Source organism: Dialister invisus DSM 15470, assembly GCF_000160055.1.
GTDB classification, from domain to species: Bacteria; Bacillota; Negativicutes; order Veillonellales; family Dialisteraceae; genus Dialister; species Dialister invisus.
The window spans coordinates 900,613-917,218 of record NZ_GG698602.1; the positions used below are offsets into that span (position 1 = coordinate 900,613).

Below are 16,606 nucleotides of genomic sequence, written 5' to 3' on the forward strand. Positions count from 1 at the left end.
TTTATTCACCTGCCACTTCTTGACCTTTAACTACAAATTTTGTTTTAATCGGCAGCTTGTTGCTTGCAAGACGCATAGCCTCTTTTGCTGCTTCCGCCGGGATACCGCCCATTTCAAACATAACACGGCCCGGTTTTACTACGGCTACCCAGTATTCTACAGAGCCCTTACCGGACCCTTGGCGGGTACCGATCGGTTTGGATGTTACCGGTTTGTCCGGGAAAATCTTAATCCATACCTTGCCGCCACGTTTAGTATAACGTGTCATGGCAATACGTGCAGCCTCAATCTGGCGGCTGGTAATCCAAGACGGTTCCATTGCTACCAGACCGAATTCGCCGTAAGTTACAGTGTTTCCACGATGTGCTCTGCCTTTCATGCGACCGCGGAACTGCTTACGGTACTTTGTACGCTTCGGAATTAACATCAGGAATCACTCCTTTCAGTACGTTCTTCATTTCTCGGTCTGCGTTCACGACGATCGCCTCTGCGGCCGCCTCTTCTATTGCCGTTTTCATGGCGGTTTCCGCGATCTTTGCTTGTGCGGATATTTTCATTTTCATCGACAGTCTGTCCCGGGGCAAGCTCGCCCTTATAAATCCAGACTTTAATACCGATAGCACCATAAGTGGTGTGTGCCGTAGCTACCGCATAGTCGATATTTGCACGCAGTGTCTGCAGCGGAATAGAACCTTCACGGTAACTTTCACTGCGGGCGATTTCAGCGCCGCCGAGACGACCGGATACCGTAACTTTAATTCCCTTAGCCCCCATACGCATGGTTCTGCCGACAGCCTGCTTAACAGCACGGCGGAAACCGATACGTCTTTCCAGCTGGGAAGCGATATCTTCACCAACAAGGATAGCGCTCATATCTTTGGATTTAATTTCAAGGATATCAATATCGACTTCTTTGTCGGTAACAGCGGCAAGCGCCTTTTTGATATCCTCAATACCTGTGCCGCCGCGGCCAATGACCATGCCCGGCTTAGCTGTGTAAATGGCAATTTTTATTCTTGTTCCGACACGCTTAATGCCAATCTTGGAAATGCCTGCCACAAACAGGTGCTTCTTTAAAAACTGGCGGATTTTCGCGTCTTCCACAAGCAGTGCAGCATAATCTTTTTCTGCAAACCATTTGGAATCCCAGTCATTGATCACGCCTACACGCATTCCATGCGGATTAACTTTCTGACCCAAAACGTTTCCCTCCTTCGATTATTCTCTTTCAGAAACCTTTACCGTCAGTGTGCTGGTACGTTTCATAATCCCGAAAGCCTGTCCACGAGAACGTGGGTGCACGCGCTTCATGATCGGACCTGCATCTACAAAAATCGTAGAAATGTAAAGACTGTCAATATTCATATTGTTGTTGTTTTCTGCATTTGCCATAGCACTTCTCAGCGCCTTTTCGACGACAGAAGATGCCGCTTTCGGCGTGTTGCGCAGAATAGAAAGTGCTTCACCGGCACTCTTGCCGCGAATGAGGTCAGCCACGATGCGAACCTTACGGGGAGAGATGCGGATGTTTCTTGCAATAGCCTGTACTTCCATCTTAATCCTCCCTGTTATTTATCGCTCTTATTATGACCCTTAAATGTACGGGTCGGAGCAAATTCGCCAAGTTTATGGCCAACCATGTCTTCTGTGATATACACCGGCACGTGTTTCCTTCCATCGTGAATCGCAATTGTATGACCTACGAAACTCGGCAGGATGGTAGAAGCACGAGACCAGGTTTTAATAATTTTCTTTTCTTCCGATGCGTTCATGGCATCAATCTTTTTCAAAAGAGAGAATGCGACAAACGGACCTTTTTTTACGGATCTGGACACTTTTACTCCTCCTTATCTTACTTGCGTCTCTTAACAATCAGTTTAGTGGACGCTTTCTTGTTGTCGCGGGTCTTTACGCCGTATGCAGGCTTACCCCACGGTGTAACAGGACGCTTACGTCCGACAGGAGATTTGCCTTCGCCGCCGCCATGGGGATGATCGTTCGGGTTCATGACTACGCCGCGGTTAGCGGGACGAACACCAAGCCAGCGGTTTCTTCCTGCTTTGCCCAAGGTAATGTTTTCATGATCCTCATTACCAACGACCCCGATAGTGGCACGGCAGCGAATGTGTACTTTGCGAAGCTCGCCGCTGGGGAGACGAAGAAGAGCATGGTCACCTTCTTTTGCCATCAGCTGGGCGCTTGCGCCTGCAGAACGAACCATCTGTCCGCCCTTGCCGATTTTCAGTTCCACATTATGTACCACAGTACCAAGAGGAATATTGATCAGCGGCAGGCAATTGCCGATTTTAATATCGGATTCCGGACCGCTGGTAACGATGTCTCCTACCTTCAATCCCTTTGGCGCAAGGATATAGCGCTTTTCACCGTCTGCATAGTGCAGGAGCGCGATACGGCAAGTACGGTTCGGATCATATTCAATTGTTGCCACCGTAGCCGGAACATTGTCTTTCATTCTCTTGAAATCAATAATTCTGTACTGACGTTTATGACCACCGCCCTGATGGCGGACTGTCATCTTGCCGGAGCCATTGCGACCACCATGGTTGTGAACAGGAGCCAGAAGAGATTTTTCCGGTTTATCTGTTGTAATTTCCTCAAAGGTAGATACGGTCATCTGGCGGCGTCCGGGGGTGTACGGTTTAAATGATTTATAAGCCATTTATATTACTCCTCCCTTAACCTTCAAAGAGTTCAATCGCTTCACCCGGCTTGAGTGTAACGACTGCCTTCTTCCAATCGCTGCGGCGCCCCTGTGTGCGGCCCATACGTTTTAACTTGCCTTCATAACGCATGGTATTCACAGCCTGTACCTTTACCTTGAAAATCTGTTCCACCGCCTGGCGGATTTGGATCTTTGTAGCAGCAAGCGGTACGCGGAATGTATATTTGCCCTGTTCCATCAGAGCGGTAGATTTTTCCGTCACAATCGGGCGGATGAGGATGTCACGAGCTTCCATTATGCGAGTACCTCCTCAATCTTCTTTACTGCGTCCTGTGTCAGGAACAATTTAGTGTAATGAACGATATCATAAATATTGAGACCGCTCGGAGCGTATGCTTTTACCCCAGGAATGTTGCGGGCGCTCAGTACGGTGTTTTCAGAAGCAGTGCCTCCGTCAACAATCAGCGCTTTACCATCAACATTAAACGCGGCCAGGAATTTTACGACTTCCTTTGTCTTCGGCGTATCAAAGTTGATCGCATCGACAACAATCAATTCGTTGGCACGGAGCTTTTCACTCAGCGCGGATTTAACGGCCAGCTGACGTGCTTTTCTTGTCATGTCTTTCGCATGGCTTCTCGGTGTCGGTCCAAAGACGGTGCCGCCGCCTACCCACAATGGAGAGCGGATAGATCCGACTCTGGCACGGCCTGTGCCTTTCTGCTTCCAGGGTTTCCTGCCGCCGCCGCGTACAAGGCCTCTGGTCTTTGTGGCATGGGTGCCGAGGCGTTCGTTTGCCATCTGACGCACCACTGCCTGGTGAATAACAGCTTCGTTGTATTCTACACCGAATACGCTGTCATTCAGCTCTATCTCACCGGCTGCCGCGCCGGCAGTGTTATACAGTGTTACTTTCGGCATTGAGATGTTCCTCCTTACAATAAGAACAATTTTCTGTTGTTCCGGACAATATTATTTGGAAGACTTAACTGCAGTCTTCACCATGACGAGACTTCCCTTGGCGCCGGGAATCCCGCCTTTAACCAGCAGAATGCTGCGGTCCGTGTCAACTCTCACCACTTCCAGGTTCTGAACTGTCACGCGATCGCCACCCAGCTGTCCAGGCATTTTTTTGCCTTTGAACACCTTTCCGCCGCCGCCGGACATACGCGCACCCAGAGATGCGGTCTGGCGATGATTTTTGGAGCCGTGGCTTTCAGGTCCACGCTGGTGATTCCAACGCTTAATCGTACCGGCGAAGCCTTTACCTCTGCTGATGCCGATTACGTCCACGAATTCGCCAGCAGCGAAGATATCAGCAGCCAGAGTTTGGCCCACCGTGTATTCCGGCTTTTCAGCCAGTCTGTATTCACGGAGATATTTAACCGGATCAATACCGGCTTTTTCAAACTGCCCCTTAACCGGTCTGGTTAAATGTTTTTCCTTGACAGCGCCGTATCCGATTTGTACAGCATTGTAACCGTCAGTCTCAACAGTCTTTACACCTACGACAACATTCGGGAGAACTTCTACAACAGTAACCGGAACGAGGTCGCCGTTTTCAGCAAACACCTGAGACATTCCTAATTTTGTTCCCAAAATAGCTTTAGACATCTTTGCACCTCCTTACACTTTGATTTCAATGCTGACGCCGGCCGGAAGTTCCAGTCTCATCAGCGCGTCTGCCGTCTTTTTAGACGGATCAAGGATATCAATCAGCCTCTTGTGGATACGCATTTCAAACTGTTCACGGCTGTCCTTGTTGACATGCGGAGAACGGAGAATGGTATACACATTCTTCTCGGTAGGGAGCGGAATCGGCCCTGAGACTGTGGATCCTGTTCTTTTGGCAGTTTCCACGATTTTCGCCGCACTCTGATCAATCGCTTTGTGATCATAGCCTTTCAGGCGAATTCTGATTTTTTCCTGTTTCGACATACTACTTAACCTCCTCGTTCATTTCATGAATGAACTGCTCCGTGGAAATTCCCCTGCATGGCAGGCCACCTTCCACTTCATAGTTTCTTGAACGGAGTTCAGGCGTTTTTCCGTAAACATCCTGAAACGTTCAGCCTTTAAATAATACTATTATTTTTTCATCGCCGCAACTATTTTATAAAAAATTTATTTTTATCCCTGAGCTTTCAATTCATCCGATAAGCACTGGTTTTTATCACATCTATTTTCATGAATGTATCAAAAACACGCCTCCGTGTGTGTACTCCCCTGCTCTAAAATTCCATAATTTTTTATAAACTAAGATACATTCACTTTATATTTTGCTTTTTGACAAGATCGAACACTTTTTATTTCTTTCTTTATCCTTTTATATACTTCTATTTAATATATAAAGAGATTTTTTCCTGAGAACCACTCCTCTTTTGAATACGTTCATACACAAAAGAACGCAAAAAGACCGCAAGGGATTCCCTCACGGCCTCATTTCATAATCCGGTGTTACAGATCCAAGTTGCTTACATTCTTTGCATTGTCTTCAATAAACTTACGACGAGGCTCCACTTTGTCTCCCATAAGAATGGTAAAGAGACGGTCTGCTTCCACAGCATCAGTCAGTTCCACTTTCAGCATGACACGCTGCTCCGGGTTCATGGTGGTATCCCAAAGCTGTTCAGGGTTCATCTCCCCAAGACCTTTGTATCTCTGAATCGCACAACCGTCACGGCCGATTTCATTCAACAATTTATCCTGTTCCACATCATCATAAGTATAGTACTTCTGGCGTCCTTTACGCACCTGGTAGAGCGGCGGCTGGGCTATATATACATGGCCTTCGGTAATAAGGGGTTTCATGTACCGATAGAAGAAAGTCAGAAGCAGTGTACGGATATGGGCACCGTCCACATCGGCATCGGTCATGATGATGATTTTATAGTAACGAAGTTTTTTAATATCGAAATCTTCCGCCACCCCTGTGCCAAAAGCGGTAATCATAGTACGGATGGCATCGGAATTCAGCACCTTATCCAGTCTTGCTTTTTCCACATTCAAAATTTTGCCGCGGAGTGGAAGAATCGCCTGATAACGTCGATCACGGCCCGATTTGGCAGAACCGCCCGCGGAATCACCTTCGACGATATAGATTTCCGTGAACTTTGGATCTTTCTCCGAGCAATCGGCCAATTTGCCGGGAAGGCTGGAAACTTCGAGCGCATTCTTACGGCGTGTCAGTTCTCTTGCACGGCGTGCCGCTTCTCTCGCGCGATTGGCCGTAATGGATTTGGAAATAATTTCTTTGGCTTCCGCCGGATGTTCTTCCAGATAGGTACGGAGTCCGTCGGAAACAATAGTATCCACAATCCCCTTGACGTCCTGATTGCCTAACTTCGTCTTTGTCTGCCCCTCAAACTGGGGATTCGGAACCTTGACGGAAATGACACAGGTCAGCCCTTCACGGACATCATCACCGGACAGGTTTTCTTCATTGGGTTTCAACAAATTATTGGAACGGGCATAATCGTTAATGGTGCGTGTCAGCGCATTGCGGAAACCGGTGAGATGCATGCCGCCCTCCACCGTATTGATATTATTGACAAAGGTGTACATGGACTCACTGTATCCAGCCTGGTACTGCATGGCAATATCCACAATAACACGGTCTTTTTCTCCCTCGAAAGAAATGACGCCGGGATCCACCAGATCTTTTCCTTCATTCAGGAACTTAATGAATTCCACAATACCGCCGGCATAACAGAATACATCCTGATGAGTCGCACCGTCACGGACATCGGTCAGTGTAATGGTGAGGCCTTTATTCAGAAACGCCAGTTCACGCATACGGACTTTCAGTGTATCATAATCGAAATCGGTGCCTTCTTTAAATATTTCTCCGTCCGGCTTGAAAGTTACCTGCGTCCCTGTTTCCGTTGTCTCCCCAAAAGTCTTCATGTGCTGGGTTACAACACCGCGGGCAAGCTTCATCTCATGGAAATGCCCTTCTCTCTTTACGGTGACCGTCGTCCATTCAGACAGCGCCGTAACAACGGAAATACCTACACCATGCAGGCCGCCGGAAATCGGATACCCGTCGCCGCCGAATTTACCGCCCGCATGGAGAACGGTGAGAACAACTTCCATCGCCGGTTTTCCCGTTTCATGGAGCCCTGTCGGTATACCGCGGCCGTTATCGGTAATCGTACAGCTCCCGTCATCATTCAAAGTGACCTCGATATGGGTGCAGAAACCGGCAAGGGCTTCATCAATACTGTTATCTACGACTTCATACACCAGATGATGCAGACCGCGGGCAGAAGTGGAACCGATATACATTCCCGGACGGAGACGAACCGCTTCCAGACCTTCCAGCACGCGTATATCCTTCGCGCCGTAATCGCTTTTCCCATTTTCACCGGCATGATGCGCCTGTATTTCGTGGATTTCCTCGCTCATAAAATCTCCTTAAAAGGCGGCAGTCAAAAAATGAACTGCCACTACACTCTTTTATTATTTCATCTATTTATATTCATACAAATATTTATATTCATACAAAGAAATTATACCACAAAATGCATTTCCCCGCATAAAGTCCGCAGGTGGCTTGCCGTCTGCCCCTGTTCCTTTCGCTTCCGTATGGTAGAATGAATGAAAGAACTATATTGTATTTTGATAAGGAAACGTCAATGAAAAAACTTTTATTTTTCATACTTATACTTTGCGCTGCAGGGTACTGGGGAATCCGTGAAGGAAACTCTTCTGTCAAAGATTTTTCCCCGCCGCGGGCAGCATCGAAATCCGAACCCCGCCGCACAGAAAAAAACTGGCTTGAAGAACTCACCGGCCGGATCGGTACGCTTATTACCACGCCCGCCGTAGAAGAAGGGAAATCAAATCCGTCTCTTTCACCGGACACGGAAGACAGCAAAAAGGACTCTTCTCTTTCCACGGTAAAAGAAAAGCTCGGAAACATTCTTCATTTTAAAGAATCTCTCGAAGCACGGGTAGACAGAAATAAGTTCATTTCCCAAAAGGAAATCCCCGATCTCCTGAAAAAAGGAATCATCGCCACCGAGGACCGCCGCTTCTACGAGCACGGCGCCATAGATCCTATCGGCGTTACCAGAGCAGCTGTCACAAACTACTTCGCAGGGCGTACCCTGGAAGGCGGCAGTACCATTACGCAGCAGACAGTAAAAAATATTTTTCTTTCTAACGACCGGACCATCCTTCGTAAAATGGAAGAACTCGCTCTTGCAGTCCAGCTGGAAAAATATTATACGAAAGACCAGATTCTTGAACTCTACCTCAATACAATTTACTTCGGCCATGGTGCCTATGGGCTCAAGGAAGCGAGCCTCACATACTTTGGCAAAGAGCCAAAAGATTTGGATCTTTCCCAATGTGCTATGCTTGCAGGACTCCCCCAAGCCCCCAGCGCCTATGACCCCATTGACCATCCGAAAGAAGGAGCACAGCGCATGACTGTCGTCCTCACACTTATGGCGCAGCAGGGATATATCTCTCCGGAAGACGCCGCAAAGGCAGCCATGAATTTATGGCTGAAATAAATCCAATACAAAAACCATTTCTCCCTATACAGGAAAGAAATGGTTTTTTAATCGTTTATTACAGAATGGCGTGGGCAATGACGAAGCTCATGCCGCAGGCGCAGATAACGCCAATCAGTCCGGGGAGCATGAAACTGTGGTTCAAAACGAACTTCCCGATTCTTGTCGTACCGGAACGGTCAAAGCCGATACATGCCAGGTCGGACGGATACGTCGGCAGGAAGAAATAACCATAGCATGCAGGAAGGAAAGACATAACCATGACCGGATCCATGCCCAGACCAAGCGCCATAGGCATAACGATAGCAACCGCCGCCCCCTGCGAATTTACAAGTTTGGAAGTAAAGAACAGGACCAGGCCATACGTCCATGGGTGCTGGGTCACCACGGAACCGAGGAATGTTTTCAGAACACCCATGTGGCTTGCAAAGTAAGTATCAGCCATCCATGCGACACCGTAAACGGAAACAAGAGCCACAATGCCCGCACGGAATACCTGGCTGTTCCCCACTTCCTTCGCTTTCGTTTTGCAGGCAAAGAGAATGAGGGCGGAAACAAAAAGCATCACCATCTGGATAACGGTAGTCATAGAGATAGCAGCCATCTTTCCCTTCGCATTCGGGAAATGCGGGAGCAAATCCGGGAAGTTGCCAAGAATGGCAATGCAGATAATCCCTATGAGGAAAATCCCCGTCGCATGATAATAGGAAGACGGCAGTTCACGCCCCTGCAAAGTTTCATTGTCACCGTAGATATACTCTTTTTGTTCAGGATCTTTTATCATTTCCTGGAATGCTTCGTCTTTTTCTAAATCCTTGCCGCGTCTATAACTGTAAAAAGCCGCGCAGAGAACACCAAAAAGCGTAGCGGGAACGGAGATGGACAAAATCTGGAGCAGTGAATAATTCTGCCCTGCAGCCGCCATGAATCCGACAATGGAAACAACAGCAACAGAAACGGGAGAAGCGGAAACCCCCATCTGGGACGCGACCGAAGAAACCGCCATCGGACGTTCCGGACGGATATTCTGCTTAATAGAAATATCGTAAATGATCGGGAACATCGTATAAACGACATGGCCCGTGCCGCATAAAACGGTAAGGAACCATGTAGTCACCGGAGCAAGAATAGTAATGTGCTTCGGATTATTGCGGAGAAATTTTTCCGCATACTTCAGCATAACTGTAAGACCGCCGGAAGTCTGCAAAAACCCCGCGCAGGTTACAACGGCCAGGATAGTGAGCATGACGCCGATGGGTGGTGTGCCCGGCTTGTAGTGAAATACAAAAGTATACAGCATAAGGCCGATGCCGCTGATAACAGCCAGCCCAATCCCCCCGTGCCGTATGCCGAGGAACAGACAAACAAGCAATACTGCAAATCCCAATATCATTTCCATAAGTAAAAAGCCCCCTCAATAATATACATTTATTCATCAATAATACGACTTAAAGTATATATTATTATTCTTAAATATCAAATATTTATTTGTCATATGAAATCATTTTTCCATGACTAATTCACATCATTTAAAAGATCTTTCTCCAAAATAAAAGCCCTTATCCGGTTGAATAAGAGTTTTCTGTTGATCAATCTCCCGTAATAAGAATATTACCCGTCTGAAAAACTGCATCCGCCGCTTCAGGAATATAAAGTTTCACAGTATACTGTCCGATTTCTATTGTCTCTGTTTTTGTAATTACTTCTTTGCTTTCTATTATATATGCCTCCTGTGCTGATACATCCCGGCAGTCCTTATTTTTAGTGTTATAATAGAAATAACATATGTTTGTTTTAGAAATATAAGGAGGTTCTCATGGATTACAAAATGATCAGACTGGAACAGACAGAAGGAATTGCTGTCATCACCCTCGATTATGCGCCCACGCTGAATGCTCTCGACATGAACATGTCTCTCGAACTGGAAGATGCTCTCAAAAAAGCGGAAACGGATCCCGACGTAAAAATCGTTGTCATCACAGGTGCAGGCCGTGCATTTTGCGGCGGTGGCGATATCCGTTATATGAAAGCCCATTGTGAGGAGCCGGACTTCGCAAAAGAATCCATGGGGCCTCTGGCTAAGAAATTATCTGAAATCGTTTTGTACATAAAAAAAATGTCAAAAATCGTCATTTGTGCCGTAGCAGGAGCAGCGGCAGGCGGCGGTGCGAATCTTGCTTTCGGGTGTGATTTCATTTTTGCCGCAGACAACGCTAAATTCCTTCAGGCCTTTGTAGGCATCGGCCTCTGCCCCGATACCGGCGGCGTATACATGCTCCCCCGCATGATCGGCACACACCGCGCCTTTGACATGTTTGTCACAGGCCGCCCCGTTGATGCAAAAGAGGCATTCCGAATTGGACTTATCAAAGAAGTGACCACAAAGGAAGATCTCCTTACGAAAACGATGGATTTTGCAAAAAAACTGACAAAAGGCCCGACCCTGGCATACAGAAACATGAAGAAACTGATGTTTGAAAGCATGTACAAAGATTTTGAAACCTTTATGGCGGCAGAAGAAATTTATCTTGGCCAGTGCTCGTCAAGCGAAGATTTCAAAGAGGGAATTACAGCATTCCTTGAAAAACGCCCCGCGGACTTCAAGGGAAAATAATAATTACACCACACCGTTTTATAAAAAACAAAAATAGCTGCCAATCTCAGAATACCGCGAACAACTTCTGTCAGCCGGCTACCGGTCACCAACTCACAGCTAACAGATTATGAACTCCGATATCCTCTCCTGCAGGCATTGACGCTTGCCCGCTGTGCTATAATGTATGCATTCCTTCGGACTTTCACTCCGTTGAGATTTTCAGGATATTTCCTGCGAATGATGGTTCGGGTATTTCAGAAGGAAATGCCTGCAGAAAGGATTCCTCCATGACAGAAAAAAAGAAAGTCGTTGTCGCCATGTCAGGCGGTGTTGACAGTACATTGACGGCGCGCCTGCTTCAGGAAGCGGGGTATGATGTGTACGGTGCCACGATGAACCAGTTTGACGGGCAGGACATGACAGAGGCACAGAAGATAGCTGATTTCCTCGGTATCCCCCACAAGGTCATTGATGTGCGGAAAATGTATCAGGACATAGTGCTGTCCTATTTTGTGGATTCTTACAAAAATGGGATCACGCCGAATCCCTGTATGATGTGCGATTTTAAAATTAAGTTCGGTTTTTTTTACGACACCGTCCGCGCCTTTTTTGACTGCCCCTACTTCGCTACAGGTCATTATGCACGGATCACTTATGACGGCACACGCAGAAAGTATCAGGTGGAAAAAGCTACGGATCTTGCCAAAGACCAATCTTACATGATGTACCATCTGACCCAGGACCAGCTCGCCCATATCCTTTTCCCCCTCGGCCGTATATATAAAAAAGATACCCGCCGCATATCCGAAGAAAAAGGACTCCCTACTTATAACAAAGCAGAATCGCAGGATATCTGTTTCCTGACCAGTGAAAAATCGTATGCTGAATTTTTACAGAATCATGCGCCTGAAGCGTTCCGCCCGGGAAACATCACAGATACAAAGGGGCGTATTCTTGGAACGCATAAGGGACTTCCCTTTTATACCATCGGCCAGCGGAAAGGTCTGGGAATCGCGTCACGGACACCGCTTTATGTCGTCTCTCTTCATGCAGGAAAGAACCGGGTCATTGTCGGTTCCAATGATGACCTCTTCCGTTCCGGTCTTCTGGCAAATGAGCTGGATTTCACCGACGGCGCGCCGCCCTCGCAGCAATTCCGGTGCCGGGCAAAAATACGGTACGGCATCCATGTCCATAACTGCACCGTGACTTTGGACAACCACGGCAGGGCCGCCGTGAAATTTGATGAGCCGCAAAGGGCAATTACCCCCGGCCAGTCCGTTGTCTTTTATGAAGAAAACCGCCTGCTCGGCGGCGGTACCATCATGAAAGTATTATGAGAAATAAATCCCCGCCGCAAAGAGTGCATCATTGAAAAAGCAGAAGGAGTAATCCCCCTGCTTTTTATTTTGTTCTCATAAAAAGAAATACCTGCACAGTATTGCCGCTGCCAAAAGTCCGGCCAGGCATACATAAAAATTCCCTCCGGACTGCCGCGGCAATGTTACAGCAGGGATGCGATCAACGGTTTTCGGCACAGCGGTTGTTCTCTCAAGTTTCCGCTTCGGATAAGGAACAGATTCCGTCAGCCGGTCTTCAGATATCATGATTTTCCATCTTTTTACCTTTTCTATATGCCTGCTGTTTCCGCAGACATTGTCAAGAAAACAGCCGAGCAGTACCAAAGCGGTTTCCTTTTCTCCTTTTTTATGAAAGAAGAACGCTTCATTGACATATTCCTCAAAAAATATTTCCACTGCATCGGGAAGTACCTCATGGTGAAGCATGGCATAAAAAGGAGAAACCGTTTTCCCGTAAACTTTCATTTTTTCTTCCACCAGCTTCAATCCCTGCAGAGGATATATTTCCGCCAGCTGAAGAGCATATTCCAAATCCCGGGAAAGTGCCGCCACTTCCGCTTTTGTCTTTTCCTCATACAGGGAAAGAAAACGGGTCAGTGCCATACCGCAGGGCACATCCGTTTTACCGAGAGCGGTCAGAAATCTGCCAAACCTTTCCGCATTCAGCCGTCCGGCAGCCACCCCCATTTCCCACAAAAGTTCTTCTTTCCGAATGTCCAGAGGAAACAGCTCTTTAATCGGAGGAAACCCGCCTATCTTCCGATCCGCCTCTATGCGCACCAGGACTTCGTTCGTATCACTGGCAGGATACAACCGGATAATCGTTTCCATGATAGAAAAAGCGTCTTTCCCGCCATTATACAGGTCATGAACCGCAAGCAGCAGTCGCAGTGACGGCGGCAGATTTTCCCGCTTTTCCATGTTTCCTGTCCCGTCAATCAATGAGTAGGCACGTTCTTTACCCATACCGCAAAGCCAGGATAATTCTGCCCGAAACCGTGAACTCTCATGAAGCAGACGCTCTTCCGCCAGCTGGTACATATGCTTTTCTTCTCCGCTTTTTGCAGCGCCCTGCTTTTCCAAAGATGCCGTGCGGATCGTTTCCGCCGTGTCCCTGCTGTGGACACCGAGCAGGTAAAAAGGATTTTCTCTGAAAAACATTCCTCTATTCCTCATGACTGTATTTCTTTTATTCTAATATATACAGGCAAACATAAAAATGCTTTTCCCCTTTGGTATAATTGAAAATATCTATCCCCGTTCCGGCAAAGATCCGGTTCTGTTTCAATAACAGCAGAAAACACAAGGAGGAGCAGAATGATTTGTCCATGGGCTTTAAAAGACGAGTTTTTAAAGACTTATCATGATGAAGAATGGTGCCGTCCCCATCATGATGACACTTACCTTTTTGAGATGCTGGTTCTGGAAGGCGCCCAGGCGGGGCTTTCCTGGTCCACGATTTTGAAACGGCGGGAAGGGTACAGAAAAACATTTTTCCACTTTGATATTTCCCGCTGCGCCGGCATGACCGACGAGGAGATGGAAGAAATCGGAAGAACGGCGCCTGTCATACGAAACAGACGAAAAATAAACTCTGTCCGCCAAAATGCTCGCGCCGTCCTCGCCATACAAAAAGAGTGGGGCAGCTTTTCCCGTTACCTCTGGTATTTTACAGAAAATAAAATCATTGTTCATCATCTGCAGGATAATGATGATTTGCCTGCCAGTTCTCCTTTATCAGAAAAAATAAGCGATGATTTGAAAAAGCGGGGCTGCACGTTCGCCGGTCCCGTGATTATTTATTCTTTTCTCCAGGCGGCAGGCATCATCGATGACCATCTGGAAAGCTGTCCTTTCCGCAGTACAAACCGGACCTGATCTTCTTTCACAGGAATGGTGTTTGTATCCTGTTTCCTTTCTCTGTGATAGAATAAACTATATTTCACTTATGGAAGGTTTTTATGGATCTGCTCACCTATATCATCATCTGCCCCCTCGTATTCCTTGCGGGATTCGTCGACGCCGTAGCAGGCGGAGGCGGACTGATTTCCCTCCCTGCCTATATCATCGCGGGGATCCCCGTACACAATTCCATTGCCACAAATAAGCTCAGCTCCTGTATGGGAACCCTTCTCACCACGGGAAAATTCGCAAAAGACGGTCTCATCCCGTGGAAGCCCGCATTGGCAGGAGTCATCTTCGCTTTTGCGGGATCATCGCTGGGTGCCCATATCGCTCTTATTCTTGACGCCCGTATATTCATGACTGCCATGCTTTTTATCCTTCCCATCACCGCTTTCTATGTGACACGAAAGAAATCTATGGCAGAAAAAGAGCCTTTCCCTTTTCAAAAAACAGTGCTTCTCAGCTGCACTATGGCGTTTGTCATTGGCATTTATGACGGTTTTTACGGCCCGGGCACGGGAACATTCCTCATCCTTCTCCTTATGGGTGTCGCCCATGTCCGCCTGAAAGAGGCGAACGGCATCACGAAAGTTATCAACGGCACGACAAACCTTGCCGCGCTGTTCGTCTTTCTTGCAAATGACGTCGTCCTTCTCTCCCTCGGTCTTGCGGCAGGGCTGTTCAATATGGCAGGCAATTATTTCGGCGCCCGCTACTTTGAAAAAGGGGGCACGCAAAATGTAAAGCCTGTCATCATCATCGTCCTTACCGTCTTTTTCGCCAAGGTGGTCTACGAATTATTTCTCCGTTAAATATCCGGCGCTCTTTGCATGAGGTCGTCTTTACTTTTCAAAAGAAAATACCCACGAAAAAGGACCGTGCCGTTACGGACACGATCCTTTTTCTTATCAATGATAATAATATTTACTAATAAATATATCCAACCGGCCGGTACAGATCAGGCAAAAGGAACCCACTTGCCCTCTTTCACCTGCAGTACGTCAAGATCCATTTTCGGATCGCGGTTCGCATCAAATTCAAACTTGCCCGTCGCTCCTTCAAAGCCTTTGATCTGTGCCAGGGTATCACGGAATTTCTTTCGGTCTGTCGTGGTCCCCGACTGTTCCACCGCCTGATGGATCAGGTACATCGCGTCATAAGCCTGGGCGGCGAACTGGTCCGGTTCATGGTTGTACTTTGCTACAAACGCTTTGCGGAAAGCCTGTGCTTTTTCCGTCTGGCGGTCCGCATTCCACGGAGTGGCTACGAGCGTGCCGTCAGCCGCGGCCCCTGCCTGGGTAATGTATGCCGGGCTGTTGAAGCCGTTATTGCCGATAATCGGCTGGGTCATTCCCATTTCACGGGCTTTCTTTACAATGAGAGAGCCTTCCTGGTAAAGACCGGCAATCGCGATGACATCCGGATTGGATGCCTGGATTTTTGTGAGCTGCGCGGAGAAGTCGGTATCTTTATCCGCAAAGGTTTCTGTATCGACGACTTCCACGCCCATTTTCTTAAACACTTCCTGATAAATTTCATTTTCACCGACCATCTGGTCGTTGTTATTGGAATACATGACGGCGACCTTCTTAAATCCTAACTTCGCCTGTGCTTTTTCAAGGGTAACAGGAATTGCCAGTTTGCCGGGAATCGCATTACGGAAAATATAATCACCGATGTCGGTAATCTTCGGAGCAGTGGTGCCTGTGCCGAAAGCGACTACTTTGGACTGCTGGGCAATCGGGCCGGCAGCAAACATTTCTCCCGATGTCATCGGACCTTCTACGGCAAGAACCTTATCCTGCTCGATCGCTTTTTTCATGGCATTGATCGCTTCCGCCTTGACCAGCTTGGTATCGTAGGTTTTCAGATCAATCTTTACTTTTGTTTTCGGATTATTGTTAATTTCCTCCACGGCCAGATCTACGCCTTCTTTCATAGCCACACCGTAAGCAGCGCCGGGACCGGTATAGGCCGTAATAAATCCGATTTTTACAGATGATGCATCAGCCGTTTTTCCTGCCGCGCCATTGTCTTTCTTATTTCCGCCGCAGCCTGAAAAAACAGCGGTTAACGCAGCTGCCGCCAACACAGCGGCCATTCCCTTTACAAAATTTTTCTTCATCATGTCTCCCTCTTTTTCTCAAAATAAATCGGCAAACATACACCTTGCAAGAAAACAAAAAACGCCTCACAGGGACTATCCCTGCAGAGGCGCTCACACGCGGTACCACTCCGCTTTTCACTCATGGAAACCGAATCATTCAGGTAATAAAAAATCCCATCTTCGGCCAATGCTGAAGATAGGGGCGAAAATTCCGCGGTACCACCCTACTTTGTTCTTAGAGGTTTCCTATTCGTAACGTGAATGGACGCCCTTTCCTACTCATTTCGGAAAAAGTGCTCGCGAGGGATATGGAATGCTGTTCTCTTCCGGTTTTCACCATCCACCGGCTCTCTGCATGAATTTTACAACAGACCTTTTTGTCTCGTTCATGGCATTTATTTGCTGTAAAAGATATGACATATCATAAGGGAA

Annotated in this window: 18 protein-coding genes and 1 other annotated feature; of the genes, 5 read left to right on the forward strand and 13 right to left on the reverse strand. The window is 47.4% G+C overall.

The window, feature by feature from the left end:
- Nucleotide 1: 1 nt before the first annotated feature.
- From rplP to gyrB, 10 genes are all read right to left on the reverse strand, one after another.
- On the reverse strand, nt 2-427 hold the full coding sequence (gene rplP, locus GCWU000321_RS04450) for a 50S ribosomal protein L16 (RefSeq protein ID WP_007069896.1): 426 nt from the start codon (nt 425-427) through the stop codon (nt 2-4).
- Nucleotides 427-1,200 carry a 30S ribosomal protein S3 gene (gene rpsC, locus GCWU000321_RS04455; protein WP_022027519.1) on the reverse strand — a complete coding sequence of 258 codons (774 nt, stop codon included), beginning with the start codon at nt 1,198-1,200 and terminating at the stop codon, nt 427-429. The genes rplP and rpsC overlap by 1 nt, the downstream gene beginning before the upstream one ends.
- Nucleotides 1,201-1,218: 18 nt before the next feature.
- Nucleotides 1,219-1,554, reverse strand: coding sequence for a 50S ribosomal protein L22 (rplV, locus tag GCWU000321_RS04460; RefSeq protein WP_007069898.1), 336 nt, complete (start codon nt 1,552-1,554; stop codon nt 1,219-1,221).
- Nucleotides 1,555-1,568: 14 nt separating this feature from the next.
- Nucleotides 1,569-1,835, reverse strand: a complete 267-nt coding sequence (gene rpsS / locus GCWU000321_RS04465) for a 30S ribosomal protein S19 (RefSeq protein ID WP_007069899.1) — start codon at nt 1,833-1,835, stop codon at nt 1,569-1,571.
- A 17-nt stretch (nt 1,836-1,852) separates the two neighbouring features.
- Nucleotides 1,853-2,680, reverse strand: a complete 828-nt coding sequence (gene rplB / locus GCWU000321_RS04470; protein ID WP_007069900.1) for a 50S ribosomal protein L2 — start codon at nt 2,678-2,680, stop codon at nt 1,853-1,855.
- A gap of 16 nt (nt 2,681-2,696) precedes the next feature.
- Nucleotides 2,697-2,978 carry a 50S ribosomal protein L23 gene (gene rplW / locus GCWU000321_RS04475; RefSeq protein WP_007069901.1) on the reverse strand — a complete coding sequence of 94 codons (282 nt, stop codon included), beginning with the start codon at nt 2,976-2,978 and terminating at the stop codon, nt 2,697-2,699.
- Nucleotides 2,978-3,604, reverse strand: coding sequence for a 50S ribosomal protein L4 (rplD, locus tag GCWU000321_RS04480; protein WP_007069902.1), 627 nt, complete (start codon nt 3,602-3,604; stop codon nt 2,978-2,980). The genes rplW and rplD overlap by 1 nt, the downstream gene beginning before the upstream one ends.
- 51 nt (nt 3,605-3,655) lie before the next feature.
- A complete protein-coding gene (gene rplC, locus GCWU000321_RS04485) occupies nt 3,656-4,297 on the reverse strand; it encodes a 50S ribosomal protein L3 (RefSeq protein ID WP_007069903.1) in 642 nt (213 codons plus the stop codon).
- Nucleotides 4,298-4,309: 12 nt separating this feature from the next.
- Nucleotides 4,310-4,621: a 30S ribosomal protein S10 gene (gene rpsJ, locus GCWU000321_RS04490; RefSeq protein WP_007069904.1), complete on the reverse strand. Its 312-nt coding sequence runs from the start codon at nt 4,619-4,621 to the stop codon at nt 4,310-4,312.
- Nucleotides 4,622-5,140: 519 nt separating this feature from the next.
- Complete coding sequence (gene gyrB / locus GCWU000321_RS04495; RefSeq protein ID WP_007069905.1) at nt 5,141-7,090, reverse strand: DNA topoisomerase (ATP-hydrolyzing) subunit B; 1,950 nt, start codon at nt 7,088-7,090, stop codon at nt 5,141-5,143.
- 230 nt (nt 7,091-7,320) lie between these two features.
- Here gyrB and GCWU000321_RS04500 point away from each other — a divergent pair, with 230 nt between their 5' ends.
- Nucleotides 7,321-8,205 (forward strand): transglycosylase domain-containing protein, encoded by an 885-nt coding sequence (locus tag GCWU000321_RS04500; RefSeq protein WP_040381287.1) that lies wholly within the window; start codon nt 7,321-7,323, stop codon nt 8,203-8,205.
- A gap of 58 nt (nt 8,206-8,263) precedes the next feature.
- Here GCWU000321_RS04500 and GCWU000321_RS04505 read toward each other — a convergent pair whose 3' ends face one another.
- Nucleotides 8,264-9,604 (reverse strand): anaerobic C4-dicarboxylate transporter, encoded by a 1,341-nt coding sequence (locus tag GCWU000321_RS04505; protein WP_007069908.1) that lies wholly within the window; start codon nt 9,602-9,604, stop codon nt 8,264-8,266.
- A 417-nt stretch (nt 9,605-10,021) separates the two neighbouring features.
- Here GCWU000321_RS04505 and GCWU000321_RS04510 point away from each other — a divergent pair, with 417 nt between their 5' ends.
- Entirely contained in the window at nt 10,022-10,819 is a 798-nt protein-coding gene (locus tag GCWU000321_RS04510) for an enoyl-CoA hydratase/isomerase family protein (protein ID WP_007069909.1), read from the forward strand.
- Nucleotides 10,820-11,088: 269 nt separating this feature from the next.
- Nucleotides 11,089-12,141 (forward strand): tRNA 2-thiouridine(34) synthase MnmA, encoded by a 1,053-nt coding sequence (mnmA, locus tag GCWU000321_RS04515; RefSeq protein WP_007069910.1) that lies wholly within the window; start codon nt 11,089-11,091, stop codon nt 12,139-12,141.
- 75 nt (nt 12,142-12,216) lie between these two features.
- Here the strand turns inward: mnmA and GCWU000321_RS04520 are convergent, their stop codons facing one another.
- Nucleotides 12,217-13,323, reverse strand: coding sequence for a hypothetical protein (locus GCWU000321_RS04520; RefSeq protein ID WP_040381288.1), 1,107 nt, complete (start codon nt 13,321-13,323; stop codon nt 12,217-12,219).
- Between the two features lie 156 nt (nt 13,324-13,479).
- Here GCWU000321_RS04520 and GCWU000321_RS04525 point away from each other — a divergent pair, with 156 nt between their 5' ends.
- Nucleotides 13,480-14,040, forward strand: coding sequence for a DNA-3-methyladenine glycosylase I (locus GCWU000321_RS04525; RefSeq protein ID WP_007069913.1), 561 nt, complete (start codon nt 13,480-13,482; stop codon nt 14,038-14,040).
- Nucleotides 14,041-14,123: 83 nt separating this feature from the next.
- Nucleotides 14,124-14,879 (forward strand): sulfite exporter TauE/SafE family protein, encoded by a 756-nt coding sequence (locus GCWU000321_RS04530; protein WP_007069914.1) that lies wholly within the window; start codon nt 14,124-14,126, stop codon nt 14,877-14,879.
- A gap of 146 nt (nt 14,880-15,025) precedes the next feature.
- Here the strand turns inward: GCWU000321_RS04530 and GCWU000321_RS04535 are convergent, their stop codons facing one another.
- On the reverse strand, nt 15,026-16,192 hold the full coding sequence (locus tag GCWU000321_RS04535) for an ABC transporter substrate-binding protein (protein WP_156777785.1): 1,167 nt from the start codon (nt 16,190-16,192) through the stop codon (nt 15,026-15,028).
- A 177-nt stretch (nt 16,193-16,369) separates the two neighbouring features.
- Nucleotides 16,370-16,573: a binding site (T-box leader), on the reverse strand.
- Between the last annotated feature and the right edge of the window lie 33 nt (nt 16,574-16,606).